Source organism: Candidatus Regiella insecticola LSR1, from assembly GCF_000143625.1.
Taxonomy (GTDB): Bacteria; Pseudomonadota; Gammaproteobacteria; order Enterobacterales; family Enterobacteriaceae; genus Regiella; species Regiella insecticola.
This window is the reverse complement of record NZ_GL379589.1, coordinates 471,330-486,455: the sequence shown is the minus strand read 5'-3', so window position 1 is coordinate 486,455 and position 15,126 is coordinate 471,330. Positions and strand designations below refer to the sequence as shown.

Annotated in this window: 11 protein-coding genes and 3 pseudogenes; 9 read left to right on the top strand and 5 right to left on the bottom strand. The window is 39.7% G+C overall.

Going from position 1 to position 15,126, the window contains the following annotated elements:
- The first annotated feature begins 10 nt into the window (after window positions 1-10).
- Window positions 11-868, top strand: a complete 858-nt coding sequence (locus tag REG_RS02785) for an IgaA/UmoB family intracellular growth attenuator (protein ID WP_050749293.1) — start codon at window positions 11-13, stop codon at window positions 866-868.
- Here the strand turns inward: REG_RS02785 and REG_RS02780 are convergent.
- Together REG_RS02780 and REG_RS02775 are read right to left on the bottom strand one after the other, a co-directional pair.
- Window positions 865-1,296, bottom strand: coding sequence for a transposase (locus REG_RS02780; RefSeq protein ID WP_006704140.1), 432 nt, complete (start codon window positions 1,294-1,296; stop codon window positions 865-867). The two genes, REG_RS02785 and REG_RS02780, sit on opposite strands and share 4 nt — an antisense overlap.
- Window positions 1,297-1,310: 14 nt before the next feature.
- Entirely contained in the window at window positions 1,311-1,664 is a 354-nt protein-coding gene (locus REG_RS02775) for an IS630 transposase-related protein (protein ID WP_006704355.1), read from the bottom strand.
- Between the two features lie 59 nt (window positions 1,665-1,723).
- On the opposite strand from REG_RS02775, the pseudogene REG_RS02770 reads away from it, so the two are divergent.
- Together REG_RS02770 and pckA are read left to right on the top strand one after the other, a co-directional pair.
- Window positions 1,724-2,596: pseudogene (locus REG_RS02770) on the top strand (IgaA/UmoB family intracellular growth attenuator); the annotation flags it as partial.
- A 194-nt stretch (window positions 2,597-2,790) separates the two neighbouring features.
- Window positions 2,791-4,401: a phosphoenolpyruvate carboxykinase (ATP) gene (pckA, locus tag REG_RS02765; protein WP_006704377.1), complete on the top strand. Its 1,611-nt coding sequence runs from the start codon at window positions 2,791-2,793 to the stop codon at window positions 4,399-4,401.
- A 39-nt stretch (window positions 4,402-4,440) separates the two neighbouring features.
- Here pckA and REG_RS02760 read toward each other — a convergent pair whose 3' ends face one another.
- Window positions 4,441-5,193, bottom strand: a complete 753-nt coding sequence (locus REG_RS02760; protein ID WP_006704376.1) for a helix-turn-helix transcriptional regulator — start codon at window positions 5,191-5,193, stop codon at window positions 4,441-4,443.
- A 477-nt stretch (window positions 5,194-5,670) separates the two neighbouring features.
- On the opposite strand from REG_RS02760, the gene rdgC reads away from it, so the two are divergent.
- From rdgC to REG_RS02730, 6 genes are all read left to right on the top strand, one after another.
- Entirely contained in the window at window positions 5,671-6,591 is a 921-nt protein-coding gene (rdgC, locus tag REG_RS02755; RefSeq protein WP_006704375.1) for a recombination-associated protein RdgC, read from the top strand.
- 16 nt (window positions 6,592-6,607) lie between these two features.
- Window positions 6,608-7,981, top strand: a complete 1,374-nt coding sequence (mnmE, locus tag REG_RS02750) for a tRNA uridine-5-carboxymethylaminomethyl(34) synthesis GTPase MnmE (protein ID WP_006704374.1) — start codon at window positions 6,608-6,610, stop codon at window positions 7,979-7,981.
- A 266-nt stretch (window positions 7,982-8,247) separates the two neighbouring features.
- On the top strand, window positions 8,248-9,945 hold the full coding sequence (locus REG_RS02745; RefSeq protein WP_039906977.1) for an aspartate:alanine antiporter: 1,698 nt from the start codon (window positions 8,248-8,250) through the stop codon (window positions 9,943-9,945).
- Between the two features lie 280 nt (window positions 9,946-10,225).
- Window positions 10,226-10,831 carry an undecaprenyl-diphosphate phosphatase gene (gene ybjG, locus REG_RS02740; RefSeq protein ID WP_039906976.1) on the top strand — a complete coding sequence of 202 codons (606 nt, stop codon included), beginning with the start codon at window positions 10,226-10,228 and terminating at the stop codon, window positions 10,829-10,831.
- 293 nt (window positions 10,832-11,124) lie between these two features.
- Window positions 11,125-11,349 carry a hypothetical protein gene (locus REG_RS02735; protein ID WP_039906974.1) on the top strand — a complete coding sequence of 75 codons (225 nt, stop codon included), beginning with the start codon at window positions 11,125-11,127 and terminating at the stop codon, window positions 11,347-11,349.
- A 389-nt stretch (window positions 11,350-11,738) separates the two neighbouring features.
- Window positions 11,739-13,046 carry an HAAAP family serine/threonine permease gene (locus REG_RS02730; protein WP_039906973.1) on the top strand — a complete coding sequence of 436 codons (1,308 nt, stop codon included), beginning with the start codon at window positions 11,739-11,741 and terminating at the stop codon, window positions 13,044-13,046.
- A 73-nt stretch (window positions 13,047-13,119) separates the two neighbouring features.
- Here the strand turns inward: REG_RS02730 and glpQ are convergent.
- Together glpQ and REG_RS02720 are read right to left on the bottom strand one after the other, a co-directional pair.
- Window positions 13,120-14,177: pseudogene (gene glpQ / locus REG_RS02725) on the bottom strand (glycerophosphodiester phosphodiesterase).
- Between the two features lie 268 nt (window positions 14,178-14,445).
- Window positions 14,446-15,120: pseudogene (locus tag REG_RS02720) on the bottom strand (MFS transporter); the annotation flags it as partial.
- Window positions 15,121-15,126 lie beyond the last annotated feature (6 nt).

The following is a 15,126-nucleotide window of genomic DNA, read 5'->3' as shown; positions in this document are numbered from 1 at the left end:
ATTAAATAATATGTTAAAAAATCATCAGCCTAAAAGGGTGACTCATTCAATACAAGATGCATCTATCCACGAAAACGACGATAAATGCATTAAGTTAAAAAATATTCGGAAAGAAACACCGGAGGAGCGTGCTTTACGTCATCCTGGCGGTGAGAAACACGCCATCATGCTTTGTATCGCTTTATCACTTTCATTCTTTAGTCTAATTAGTCCTGCTTTAATATCATTTTGGTTGATGTTTATTGCTTTAATCATCATTGCGTGGTTATGTTGGCGATTATTTCATCCGTTTTCCCCCTCAGACTTACAGGAGATATATTGCTTAAATGGCACACCAAAACGTTGGGGGCTATTTGGTGAATCACATCAAAATCAAATGGATAATATTTCTTTGGGTGTTATCGATTTGATTTATCCACTCCATTGGAGACCTTACATCGTTAATGATTTAGATAAAAAAACAGATATAGATATCTATGCTAATCGGCGAGTGATACGTCAAGGGCGCTATTTGTCGCTTCATGTGGAAGCAAAATATTTTCCTTTACACGGCTGGAGAAAAAACCTCATTTTAGTAATGGGTTCATTACTGATTTTAATTATGTTGCTATTGTATGCTCCTTTGAGCTTACCACTGAAATTGAGTATCAATTGGATTCAAGGTGTTCAACGTCATAAAGTAACAGATATCGAGGCACTAGCAAAAATCCCACTGCGTGTCGGTGATATGTTGCAAATTCAAGGCCGGGGGATGTGCTATGTTCCTCCTAGCAGTAAACAGAGCCATAATTTTGTTTTTACGCCTTTTGATTGCTCGAGTATCTATTGGAATAAAGGGTTATGGCTTATGCGGTATAAATTGATTTAAAATAAAGGGTCAGAAAACAAGGTATCGATATCACATAGTCGCTTTCTGCGAAGGGCTTTAGCTTGAGCCCATTTGTGCTCAATGGGATTCATGTCAGGAGAATACGTGGGGAGATATTCGAGAATAAAGCCAGCTTTCTGTATAGCAGTCTGGATGTCTTGGCGTTTATGGAAGCGCACATTATCCATCACAAGGACTGCCCCTGGAGGGGATTTTGGCAGTAAATCTTGGGTGACCCAGGCATAAAAAATATCGCTGTTGATATGGCAGTCGAAGGTACAAACCGTAGTTAATTTTCCGTTAAGCTGTGCACCAATGACATTAGTACGTGCTTTGGCATGGCAATCGTGTTGGCCGTAACAGCGCTTCCCTTTCACTGAATAACCATAAAGACGCGGCATATCATGAGCAAAACCGCTTTCATCCACGTTAGCCCTGGAGCTTAGTCTGAAAATCTTTTCGAGCTTGGACGTCGGCTTTGGGGGGATAAAATGTTTTTTTTATAGCTAAAACCCGCCCGCTTTAAGGCATCACAGATACCCCTGGCACTCACACCCATCCGTGGCGCCCGCTCGTGCTGAGACGCGTCAGGGTAGGTTTCCACATCCAGAATCAACGCCGCTCTGTTTATTTTGGTAGCGGGTTTATTACGCGTCAAACAAGGCTCCAGGCGTTTCGCCCATCGCATCAAACTGGCACTTCCTACACCAAAACGGTCGGCGGTTTCAGCATAAGTGAGGGCTTCTTTCTTTTTGAAAGCCAATACATGTTGACGAAATTTTAAGGGATAAGTCATTTTGGTATTTATAGGTCAATAAATCATTTCGATATTGTACGTCAATTTATAACACCTAAGCCATACCTTTACCACAACCTGAATCGGCAGTCATTGAAAAAGCTGCCGCGTTAATGAGTGCGGTTAAACAACAATTGCACCCACCCATGCCCTCTCTACAAACCAGGAGTGATACTAATACAACACTGCCATCAGCGGTAACGGTTGAAAAACCGGAAATGGCACTGCTAAAAAATTTTGCGGATATCGTTTTAAAAACGGGGACATTATGTGAAAAAACATCAGATTGTATTCGATTAAAAAATGCGCTAGTTAACTTATGTAATACTAACGACTGGGCCTCGTTAGTCATCAGCACACGTTCAGGTGCCCTGAGTGGCGTGAATGTGTTATTGCGCCCTGTCAGCGCAAATGCATTGAAAAAACTGATTAATATAGTAATTTCATCGTTTGTTTATCGTGAAACCCACAAAGCCACTGAGATTTTGAGTAACCTTGTCCCAGGTGGCTTTTTAATTATCAGCGATGAAGGAAAACAATGGGTGGATCACCCTGCTCCTTCGGTATCACTATTTGAATATAGTGCTTTGGAGCAATGGCGAGAGCTACAACGTCTTTCTAATCAGTTACTCAATACCCCGTTCAAAGCCGAAGGTATTGTCAGCCATATTTTCTTAGATACAAATGGCACTTGCCATATTACTCTACACAACGAGCCAGGCATGATCACCTTAATCCGTTATCTAGGTACTAGCTTGTTATTGTTTGTGTTGATTATTTTTTTGCTGACAAATAGCTGGCTTTGTATCAGCCGTGCTCGAAAGAATCGTCATCGAATGAAGGATATTCAACATTATTACGCCGCTGTACAGAGTGAAAAGTTTGTGACATGTTCCCCTCCTACTAGCCACAGCCCTTCAAGTTGCTGCTAGGCGGCGGCCAAGGTACGTGATTCCGGGCGAACGCTTGCAGCCAACAGCAAAGGTGAAGGGTATATAGAGCAGAATCAGTCTAATTTGATTCAAGGCGGAGGAGCACAGGCAGTACAAAATAGAATCAAGTTAAAATGATTTGGCTATAGAAATTCATTGGGTATACATGAAAAATTGATGATCGAGGAGTTGGTATGAAGTTTGAACAGCAATTCGCCGTTTATGGTATCAAAAATGTCAGCGAGGTTATTTATAACCCAAGTTATGAGTGCTTATTTAAAGAAGAAACCAAGCCAGAGTTAGAGCGCTATGAGCGTGGTATCGTCACCGAGTTAGGCGCAATTGCTGTTGACACAGGTATTTTTACCGGGCGTTCACCTAAAGATAAATATATTGTACGTGATGAAACGACAAGTGATGTTTTATGGTGGTCTGATCAAAATAAAGGTAAAAATGATAATAGGCCGTTGACTCAGGAAACATGGAGCCAGTTAAAACAATTGGTCACTCGGCAACTTTCAAATAAACGTCTATTTGTCATTGATGCTTTTTGTGGCGCAAATAAAAATAGTCGTCTGAAAGTTCGTTTTATTACTGAGGTTGCTTGGCAGGCTCATTTCGTCAAAAACATGTTTATCCGTCCGTCTAATGAAGAATTGGAGCAGTTCGAGCCTGATTTTATTGTGATGAATGGTGCCAAATGTACCAATCCACAATGGCAACAACAGGGATTGAATTCAGAAAATTTTGTCGCCTTTAACCTGACCGAGCGTATGCAACTGATTGGCGGTACTTGGTATGGTGGTGAGATGAAAAAAGGGATGTTTTCAATCATGAATTACCTATTGCCATTGAAGGGCATCGCTTCGATGCATTGCTCTTCCAATGTGGGGGATCGAGGCGACGTTGCTATTTTCTTTGGTTTGTCTGGTACGGGGAAAACGACGTTGTCTACTGATCCTAAACGTCAACTTATCGGGGATGATGAACATGGTTGGGATGATGAGGGGGTATTTAATTTTGAAGGCGGCTGTTATGCCAAAACCATTAATTTATCCGCCGCGGCAGAGCCTGATATCTACCATGCTATTAAACCTAATGCACTACTGGAAAATGTCGTAGTGTTGGCGGATGGCACTGTTGATTTCAATGATAATTCGAAGACTGAAAATACACGCGTTTCCTATCCTATTGATCATATAAAAAATATTGTTAAGCCTATCTCTAAAGCTGGGCATGCTAAAAAGGTGATTTTTTTAACCGCCGATGCTTTTGGTGTATTGCCCCCAGTGTCTTGCTTGAATGCTGATCAAACGCAATATCATTTTCTGTCAGGTTTTACTGCCAAGCTAGCGGGTACTGAATGTGGTATAACCGAACCGACACCGACTTTTTCAGCCTGTTTTGGTGCTGCCTTTTTACTGCTACATCCGACAAAATACGCGGAGGTTTTGGTAAAGCGAATGCAAGCGGTAGGGGCTCAAGCGTATTTAGTGAACACCGGCTGGAATGGTACTGGTGAGCGTATTTCTATCAAAAACACTCGTGCTATTATTGATGCCGTTCTTAATGGGGAAATCGATAAGGCGACTACTTTTAATACCTTGCCGATATTTAACTTGAAGTTTCCAACCACATTACCAGGCGTGGATGCTAGCATCCTCGATCCTAGAAATACTTATAGCAGTTTTAATCAATGGCAACAAAAAGCTGAAACCTTGGCACAGCGTTTTATCACTAATTTTGATCAATATACTGATACACCAGCAGGTAAAGCTTTGATCAGCGCCGAGCCAAAAATTTAATGAGGTAAAAATTTTTGAGCAGTTGCACCCTTGTTTATTTCATGGGTGCAGTAGCGTACTGGTAGTGATGTCATGCGGTAAAATCTTCGAAATCGGCTTGTTGTATTTATCAAAACCGTTCTTAATGCAAAATGCTTTAAAATCATCTAGACAACAGACATTGGCTTTTTTATACATACTCTGTAATTTATTTTCTATGGTTCTACAAGAAAGGCCTAATATTTCGGCGATTAATTTACATTTTATTGATTGCATTAGAAAAAATATTACCTCAAGCTCTTTATCAGTGAAGAAATTTTTTTTCTTCTGTATTTTGATATTTTGATCAACCCCTGCGTTAAGTGATGCTTTATTTAGGTATTGTATGGCTGAAAAAACTTGCAGTTTTTTGGTATGTAAGATAATACCCATACAATTCCCTTTCTCATCATAGAAAGGGGCTTTTTTACAAATATAGGGTTGAATTATTTCTTTACTGCCAAAAGGATAAATATTAAGTGAAAAGACATTTTTTTCTGATGCTTGAACTTCACGGTCATATTTATGGAAATAAGAAGCAGATTTTGAGCTAGGGTGAGGAATGTCACTGTCTAATTGATTTGTAATATTAAACTCTGTCGGTAAGTTTAATAATTCTATATATTCAGCATTGGCATATAAATACCGTGATTCATAATTTTTAATTGCCCAAGGCTCACTGCTATTGTCACATAATGAGATGATCTGTCGTGAAAGCTGAGTAGAAATACATTGAGTGCCATGTACTGGAGAAGGTTGCTTTATTTCAGCCATTTCAGATCCCTATTAAATGTCAGGGTAAAAATTACTTTAGTCATATTAGAATTAAAAACGCCAGTTCGCTTTAATCATTAATTTAAATGATGATTTTTTACTCTTTAATGACGCGATGGAAATATACCTCCTCATTCGAGATCTTTTTTAACCGTCCGAAAAGATTTCGAATAGGTTTCCCACGAGGAGGTATATATATTTAACAGATACGAAACGATAATAAAATCCCTGGTGTTAGCATTTTTTTATTATTTACACTGATAAACTCTTATCGCTTATTCAATTAGAATTATTATAATAGCGACTTATTTTTTTATTTTATCAGTTAGATTCTGTACCTGATGACTGCATGATAACAATGATGACAGGTAATAAAAGAGTGCATAATACTCCTATTGAGTATTATTTTAGATTAAATAGTGTTCAGGATCTCCGCTGGCTGGGGTTAATAATTTGATTCAAATTTAGGATAAGACTATGTTATGGTTAAATAATTTAATGATTTATCGCTTGAGTAAGAATACTTTACCGTCCGCAGAAAAAATAGAAGAAAAATTAAGTCAGTTCATTTTTTCTCCCTGTCCTCGTCAAAATATTTCGACAATGGGTTGGGTTTCACCTATGGGATCACAGAGTGATGCGTTAATACATAATATTAATAATCAAATTATTCTTTGTATTCGTAAAGAAGAAAAAATTTTACCGACAGCGGTAATTAAACAAGAGTTACAAACTCAAGTTGATCGTTTAGAACGTGAGCAGCATCGTAAACTTAAAAACACCGACAAAAAAGCACTTAAAGACGACATTGTAGCTAGCTTAGCTACACGTGCTTTTAGTCGCTTTAGTCAAACGTTGTTATGGATTGATCATATTAATAATTTTATTATGATTGATGTTGCTAGCGCTAAACAGGCAGAGGATGCTTTGGCATTATTACGTAAAAGTTTAGGTTCTTTACCCGTTGTACCGCTAAGGCTAGAAACGCCGATTGAATTTACTTTGACACAGTGGATAAAATCTGGCGACTTACCCAATGATTTTACGCTCATGAACGAAGCAGAATTAAAAGCAGTTCAAGAAGACGAAGGGGTTATCCGCTGTAAGCAACAAGATTTAGTCAGTGATGAAATTGCTTCACATATCGAAGCGGGCAAACAAGTCACTAAATTGGCACTAGATTGGCGAGGGAGTCTACAGTTTGTTCTAAACAACGACGCTTCATTAAAACGTTTAAAATTTGCCGACACACTACGTAAACAAAATGATAATATCGACCGCGAAGATTTTGCCCAACGTTTTGACGCCGATTTTATTCTAATGACTGGCGAACTGAGCTGTTTGATTAGCAAAATTATTGACGATTTGGGCGGCGAAGCACATTCGATAAAAAGCTGATAGATAGCATAATCAAATGAAAAATAATAAAGAAAATGACACGATAGTCGCTCAAGCTACTCCGCCTGGGCGTGGAGGTGTCGGGATATTACGCATTTCTGGCGCGTTGGCGAGCGCCGTAGCACAAGCCATACTAAATAAATTACCCCCCCCCCGTTACGCGCATTATCTGAAATTTTATGATGAAGATAGCAATAGTATCTTGGATCAAGGTATTGCCCTTTACTTTCAGGGACCCCATTCCTTTACTGGCGAAGATATTCTTGAATTGCAAGGCCATGGCGGTCCCATTGTTTTAGATTTACTACTAAAGCGTATTTTGGCGCTGCCATTACCCGGATTACGTATCGCACGCCCCGGCGAATTTTTAGAACGTGCCTTTCTAAACAACAAAATCGATTTGACACAGGCCGAGGCGGTTGCTGATTTAATTAATGCCAATTCAGAGCAAGCCGCTCGCTCCGCAGTCAATTCACTCCAAGGCGTTTTTTCTGATCGTATTAAGGCATTCAGTCAAAATTTAATTGATTTGCGCGCTTATGTTGAAGCGGCCATGGATTTTTCAGAAGAAGAAATCAATTTCTTGTCGGATGGTAAAATTGAAGGCCAACTTAATAACATCATTAATGAATTGAAAAAAGTACAAGCCGCTGCCCATCAAGGTAGTTTATTACGTGAAGGGATGAAAGTGGTTATCGCTGGCCGTCCCAATGCAGGTAAATCGAGTTTACTTAATGCATTAGCGGGCAAAGAGAGCGCGATAGTGACTGCTGTTGCCGGTACTACTCGCGATGTATTACGAGAATATATTCATATTGATGGTATGCCGCTACATATTATCGATACTGCTGGGTTGCGTGAAACCAGCGAAATAATAGAAAAAATCGGCATCGAGCGAGCTTGGCATGAGATAGAAAACGCCGATAGCTTGCTGTTTATTGTTGATAGTAGCAGCACAGAAGCAACGTTACCGGATCCAGAATTGATTGCACGCCTGCCGACTACGCTGCCTATCATTGTAGTGCGCAATAAAATAGATATGACGGATGAACAATGTGGCTTAACTGAAGTTAAAGGGTATCCCGTTATTCGTTTATCCGCCAAGACAGGTCAAGGTATAGAAAATTTGCAGCAGTATCTTAAAAAAAGCATGGGGTTTACTCAGCATCCTGAAGGTCATTTTTTGGCGCGTCGCCGTCATTTGGATGCGTTAGAAAAGGCACTTAAACATCTCAACAACGGCCACGAACAATTGGTAATTATGCAGGCGGGTGAATTATTAGCAGAAGAATTACGTTTAGCGCAATCTGCATTAGAAGAGATAACGGGGGAATTCAGCTCTGATGATTTACTCGGGGAAATTTTCTCCAATTTTTGTATTGGGAAGTAAGCTTTTTCGCGATAATCGCTCCATAGTGCGATGAATACTGGAAAAACAGAAAGGAGTAGATTTTAATATTTACGCGAAGCTTGGTAAAAATTTCTACTCAATTCGTAGATTAAAGTGACTAAGATTGGTGTAGACTAAGCATCAGTCTATTTGTCAGTATGCAGTAGGTGAAGATGGCTCACCTCATTGATAAGACCCGCCGCGCTATACCTTATTTTTACAGGAGGCTTAATGGAGCGAATGAATAATCAATTAAGTTGTCTCCTGTGAACATAAACATCGTACATTTATTAAATGGCAATTATATTTTGTTGCTATTCGTTCTCCTAGCGCTCGGACTGTGCCTTGGTAAAGTCCGATTCGGCTCTATCCAGCTCGGTAGCTCGATCGGGGTTTTAGTGGTATCGCTGTTGCTGGGGCAGCAGCATTTCACTATGAATACTGAAGCGTTCAATCTTGGCTTTATGCTATTTATTTTTTGTGTTGGTGTTGAAGCCGGCCCCAATTTCTTTTCTATTTTTTTTCGTGATGGAAAAAATTATCTGATACTGGCTACAGTGATGGTCAGTAGCGCCATGATATTAGCCTTAGGTTTAGGTAAATTATTCGATTGGGGTATCGGTTTGACGGCGGGTATCCTTGCCGGATCAATGACATCTACCCCTATTTTTGTTGGTGCCGGTGATGCATTACACCATAGTATTAGTAGTGTCTCATTGCTGCAACACGCGCAGGATAATTTGAGCCTCGGTTATGCGGTAACTTATTTAATAGGTTTAGTTAGCCTCATTTTCGGCGCGCGTTATCTTCCTAAATTACAACATCAGGATCTCTCCACCAGCGCTCAGCAAATTGCTAGAGAGCGCGGGTTGGATACTGATAGTCAGCGTAAAGTGTATCTACCTGTTATCCGTGCTTACCGAGTGGGCTCTGAGCTCGTTGCTTGGGCTGATGGAAAAAATTTACGTGAATTAGGTATTTATCGTCAAACGGGTTGTTATATAGAACGGATTAGGCGCAACGGAATATTAGCTAATCCAGATGGTGACGCCATTTTACAGTTGGGCGATGAAATATCCTTGGTGGGCTACCCTGATGCTCACTCCTGTTTGGATCCCAGTTTTCGCAATGGTAAAGAAGTTTTTGATCGCGATTTGCTGGATCTGCGGATCGTCACCGAAGAGATAGTAGTAAAAAACAGTAATACCGTTGGAAAACGACTGGGTCATTTGAAGCTGACTGACCATGGCTGTTTTCTTAATCGTGTGATTCGTAGTCAAATTGAAATGCCAATCGATGATAATATCGTATTGAATAAAGGCGATATTCTTCAGGTGAGTGGTGATGCGCGGCGAGTAAAAAGCATTGCCGAGAAAATAGGGTTTATCGCTATTCATAGCCAAATTACTGATTTGCTCGCATTCTGTGTTTTCTTTATTCTGGGGTTAATGATTGGACTGATTACTTTCCAGTTTAGTAGCTTTAATTTTGGCATTGGTAATGCCGCTGGATTATTGTTATCAGGGATTATGTTAGGGTTCTTACGCGCTAATCATCCTACTTTTGGCTATATTCCTCAGGGCGCTTTAAACATGGTGAAAGAGTTTGGTTTGATGGTGTTTATGGCAGGTGTAGGACTCAGTGCTGGAGGGGGGATAAGCAGTAATTTTGGTACTATCGGTATTCAGATATTGTTCTCTGCTTTAATAGTGAGTCTGGTGCCCGTCGTTATTTGTTTTTTGTTTGGTGCGTATATTTTACGTATGAATCGCGCCTTGTTGTTTGGTGCTATTATGGGAGCGCGTACTTGTGCGCCTGCTATGGATATTATTAGTGATACCGCCCGCAGTAATATTCCGGCGTTAGGTTATGCGGGTACTTATGCCATCGCTAATGTGTTACTTACACTAGCGGGTTCCATGATAGTGATCCTTTGGCCTTGCTTGGCTGGGATTATCGCTTAGCGCCTATCCCCTTCGCCTTTGAAGCCGCCGCGTTGTTGGCTGCGGGACATGCGCCCGAATCACGTAGTAGGTCTACGCGCTCATCGGGTCACATGCCCTGGCCGCCTAGCGGCAACTTCAAAGGCAAACGGTATACACTTCGGAGATTCGATTGATTGCTGCCTTGCCGTAACTCGGAATTCATTGGGTATATTCGGAATCTTTTGTGCTCGCTAATACTTCGTCAAAGAAGATTTCGCACAGGCTCTTAAACTTTATAGATTTTGTGAACAGTTTAACAATGGAACAACTTAATCATTTCTTTTTTACTATTATTAACGCTACTCCGAGCTCTTCTGTTGTCATGATTATGTTCGCTAGTATGGTGGCTAAGTATGTTATTTTTATTATTCCGCTGCTGCTAGTGGGTTTGTGGTTATGGGGGCCTTCTGATCGTATTGTATTATTGCGTCAATTGCTGGTTAAAACTGCTATTGCATTGATATTTGCGCTCTGTGTTGCTTATCTGATAGGACATCTATTCCCCTCCGATCGGCCTTTTGTTGAAAATTTTGGTTATACCTTTTTGTTTCACGCTCCTAATAATGCTTTTCCGAGTAATCACGGTAGCGCTATATTCACTTTTGCATTGGCTTTTTTATTCTGGCATAGGCTTTGGTCTGGTATCAGCTTAATGATAGTTGCCTTGACGATTGCTTGGTCACGCATTTATTTAGGTCTCCATTGGCCATTGGATATGCTAGGCGCTTTTTTCGTTGGTTTGATCAGTTGTTTTCTGTCACAACATGGCTGGTGTCTGTGGGGAAATAGTATCATGAGAAAATTATTGAGGTTTTACCGTTATTGCTTTGCGTCGCTGATTCGTAAAGGTTGGGTAAACAATTAATTTTATGGTCGTGGGATTTTATATATCAACATAACTAATATATTATTATTCATATATAGATAAAATTAACATAAGTTATTTAAAATTAAATCTGTAAAGTAAATGATACTTAAACAGCCGTTGTAAAATTAATTTATTTTATATTGTATTTCCCCGCAAAATTAATCGAAATTTTCAGTGCAATTGGCATATTGTAATCATTATTGATTAAAATTATTTAATAATTATTGTAAGAAAATAATTAAAATATTTAAATAATTTTTCATTTCTGCGTTTATTCTATATTTGAGAGCATGATCACGGTAGTATTTGGTAATGAGAGTTATCTTTTTATTATTAAGAGTGATTGTGAGCTCGTTTTATTTGCTCAAGGAGGTCTGTGCCCACAGTCTCTTTCAAGTTTGCCGCTAGGCGGCCAGGGAGAGAGCGCGATGAGCGTAGATAAACTACGTGATTCGGGCGAACATCCGCAGCCAACAGGCTTCAAAGGCGAAGGGTATATAGCCAAATCATTTTAACTTGATTCTACGTTGTCGTCGCTTGCCGTACTATTTGTACCGTCTGTGCTCCTTCGTCTTGAATCAAATTAGACTGATTCGGTTATATATAAAAATTAAAAATTTTAGAGTATTGAATACTTATTTTTTAAGTAGGCAGTGTTGTCAAAAAAATAGGGGGCTATAACTTAGTGGACGATAGAAATAGGATTACCCATTCGGCTAATTTAAATTTAACATTTTGTCGTATAATACTGAAAAAATACCATCGATAAAAAAATATAATCACATTATTTTTACTGATTTTTTACTCAATTTGATTACAGGAACCAATAACCTGTTGACCAGGTATCTACTTGTCAAATCTTAATCTTAATTTTAATTTACGGTGTTTAAATCGGAGATATTTTATGGGCACGACTCAATCTGGCGTCATTGCTTCTGCAAAAGCAAATTCTGCTAGCAGATGGCAGACGAGTGATACCATGTGGGTGTTAAGTTTGTATGGTACGGCTATTGGCGCTGGTGTTCTTTTTTTACCAATTAATGCGGGCGTAGGTGGTGTACTACCACTGATCATTATGGCAATCATTGCTTTCCCAATGACTTTTTTTGCCCATCGTGGTTTGTGTCGTTTCGTTCTATCTGGTAAAAATCCGGGTGAAGATATTACTGAGGTTGTTGAAGAACATTTTGGTATTGGGGTTGGTAAGCTGATTACCTTACTTTATTTTTTTGCTATCTATCCCATTTTGTTGGTTTATGGTGTGGCTATGACGAATACGGTCGATAGTTTTATCGTACATCAAATGGGGTTGCCATCGCCTCCACGTGCCCTTTTGTCACTACTTTTAATTATAGGGATGATAGGTATTGTTCGGTTTGGTGAGGGCTTTATTCTTAAAGCGATGAGTGCTTTAGTCTTTCCTTTCATTGCCATATTGATGTTACTTGCACTCTATTTAATTCCAAATTGGTCAGGGGCGATTTTTCAACATACCTCGATGCCTGAAAGTGGTAGCGGTATATTAATGACTTTATGGTTGGCGCTTCCTGTCATGGTGTTTGCTTTTAACCATTCTCCTATTATTTCTGCTTTCGCTGTGGCAAAACGTACGGAATGTGGTCATGATGCGGAGAAAAAATGTTCACGTATTTTGGCCTATAGCCATGTCATGATGGTTTTGACGGTTATGTTTTTTGTTTTTAGCTGTGTGTTGAGTTTGTCTCCGGCTGAGCTCATGGAAGCGAAATTACAAAACATCACTATCCTTTCTTACTTGGCTAATCATCTTAACACTCCCATCATTGCTTACGTGGCTCCCATTATTGCTTTTGTAGCGATAAGCACGTCTTTTTTTGGTCACTATTTAGGCGCTCGTGAAAGTTTTAATGGTATTATCATCAAATCGTTGCGCAGTAAGGGGAAAAGGATTAACGCTGATAAATTAAACCGTATCACTGCATTGTTCATACTGATTACCTGTTGGGCAGTGGCAACGCTCAATCCAAGTATTTTAGGGATGATTGAAAATTTGGGAGGGCCTATTATTGCGATGCTACTCTTTATTATGCCAATGTATGCTATCCATAAAGTGCCTGCCATGCGTAAATACAGCGGTCATATTAGTAACCTGTTTGTCGTTATTATCGGATTGACGGCTATTTCGGCGATCCTTTATAGTTTATGGACGGCTATTTCGAGTTTATTGGGGTAATCATTATTATTGGCTGACAATATTATGTCAGCCAATAGAGGGTTTTTAATTTATCGTCGATCTCAGTAGGCTATCAATTTCGTTGCCGTTGCTTTTGCAAAAAATGTACGCCTTTATCTGGAAAGTCAGTAAAGACACCGTCTGCATTCACTTTGTCATAAATAATTTCATATAATTTATCGACATCGGTGACATATTTAGGCAGAGCGTCAGCACGAATAGTATAAGGATATACTAGCAAGTTATTATCATGGGCTTCTTTAGTCATGCCTGTTAATAAAATTTTTTCTGGGGTGGATTTATCATCGATTAGCATATGGTAATCCGGGCCGATACCATCAGCGTATTCTTTGATTTTTTTCATTGCGCCTGGTTGTATAACATCCAGTCATAGTTGTAATTCGTCCATTGACCATTGGGCTGCTGCTCGAAAGTTTCTTTATCATTAGTGTAAGCTATCAATTGGAGCAATTTTAGATCCATTCCCATTTTGGGATCCAATTCATGTTTAATTCGTTTTAATTCATTAGCATCAAAGCATTGCAGATAAACTTTGTCTTTTTTACTGGTATAGCCGTATTGTTTAAGTATCGCTAATACTTTAGTCGAAATATCTTTTCCTTCCTGGCGATGGAACCAGGGTGCTTTAATTTCAGGATAGATACCGATATTTTTGCCCGTTGAATGGTTTAGCCCTTGAACAAACTCAATCTCTTCTTGGAAGGTATGTATCCGAAAATCAGATTTGCCCATTGGAAAGCGTTTGGGATAGCGTTGTATTTTTTTACCGTTTTCCATATCGAAGACTTCACTGGCTTTTAATGACTTAATTTCAGCCAAGGTAAAATCAATCGCGTAGTAACGCCCATCTTTACGTGCTAGATTGGGGAATTGTTCAGCGACGTTGGTTACGCCATCGAGATAATGATCATGCAATATAACCAGGTGATCATCTTTGGTCATCACTAAATCTTGTTCTAAATAGTCAGCTCCCTGCGCATAGGCCATCGCTTTAGCGGGTAATGTATGTTCCGGCAAATAGCCACTGGCTCCACGGTGAGCGATAACGAGTTTTTCGCTGGAAGGGGTCAGAGCGTAAACATTATTTATTATTAATAATGCAAACATCATACTTGCCATTAGAGTCTTCATGTGAATTAGCATAGGCTACTATTTCCTTTTTTTTGCGATAAAAAAGCCGTGGTAGTTAAAGATGACACTACGGCTCGAAATTGCTAAATAGACCTCTTCGGAAACCTACTGCGTGATACGGATCCTGCGTTGTCCGGTGCGCGCAATCCTCATGTACTTCATGTTAACGAAGTTTGCTGTGCGCCGGGCGCCTTGACTCCGCATCACTCGCTACGGTTTCCAAAGAGGTCTAATATATAAAAAGTAACTAGATGTTTTTACTGATCAATGCTTCGTGATGTTTTTTCTCGCTTAACATAACCATGATTAACAGCATAACCGCGATAATGCTACCTGCAATCATCACCATAAATCCGCCATCCCAACCAAAAAAATCAACGGTATACCCTACTAAGGCACTGGCCGCCACAGAGCCGCCCAAATAACCAAAGAGACCAGTAAAACCGGCTGCGGTTCCGGCAGCTTTCTTTGGTGCTAATTCTAATGCATGCAGACCAATCAACATGACCGGGCCATAGATTAAAAAGCCAATAGTAATCATACAGATCATATCAATAATGGGATAACCAACGGGGTTGAGCCAGTAAACTAGGGTAGCAAGGGTGACTAGGAGCATAAAAAATACGCCGGTTGCGCCCCTATTGCCGTTAAAAACTTTATCTGACATCCAACCACACAATAATGTGCCGGGAATACCGGCATATTCATATAAGAAATAAGCCCATGATGATTTGTCCAAAGTAAAATGTTTTACTTCTTTCAAATAGGTGGGAGACCAGTCAAGAATGCCGTAGCGTAATAAATAAACAAAAACATTCGCAACGGCGATGTACCATAATAATTTGTTAGGCAAAACATACTGCATGAAAATTTGTTTTGCGGTTAATTCTTCTTCTGCTTTTTCATTAGACCTCTTCGGAAACTATCA

Coding starts and splice junctions, on each gene's coding strand:
- REG_RS02785 (WP_050749293.1), top strand. CDS start 11: ATGTTAAAAAATCATCAGCCTAAAAGGGTGACTCATTCAATACAAGAT.
- REG_RS02775 (WP_006704355.1), bottom strand. CDS start 1,664: ATGACTTATCCCTTAAAATTTCGTCAACATGTATTGGCTTTCAAAAAG.
- pckA (WP_006704377.1), top strand. CDS start 2,791: ATGAAGTTTGAACAGCAATTCGCCGTTTATGGTATCAAAAATGTCAGC.
- REG_RS02760 (WP_006704376.1), bottom strand. CDS start 5,193: ATGGCTGAAATAAAGCAACCTTCTCCAGTACATGGCACTCAATGTATT.
- rdgC (WP_006704375.1), top strand. CDS start 5,671: ATGTTATGGTTAAATAATTTAATGATTTATCGCTTGAGTAAGAATACT.
- mnmE (WP_006704374.1), top strand. CDS start 6,608: ATGAAAAATAATAAAGAAAATGACACGATAGTCGCTCAAGCTACTCCG.
- ybjG (WP_039906976.1), top strand. CDS start 10,226: ATGGAACAACTTAATCATTTCTTTTTTACTATTATTAACGCTACTCCG.
- REG_RS02735 (WP_039906974.1), top strand. CDS start 11,125: ATGATCACGGTAGTATTTGGTAATGAGAGTTATCTTTTTATTATTAAG.
- REG_RS02730 (WP_039906973.1), top strand. CDS start 11,739: ATGGGCACGACTCAATCTGGCGTCATTGCTTCTGCAAAAGCAAATTCT.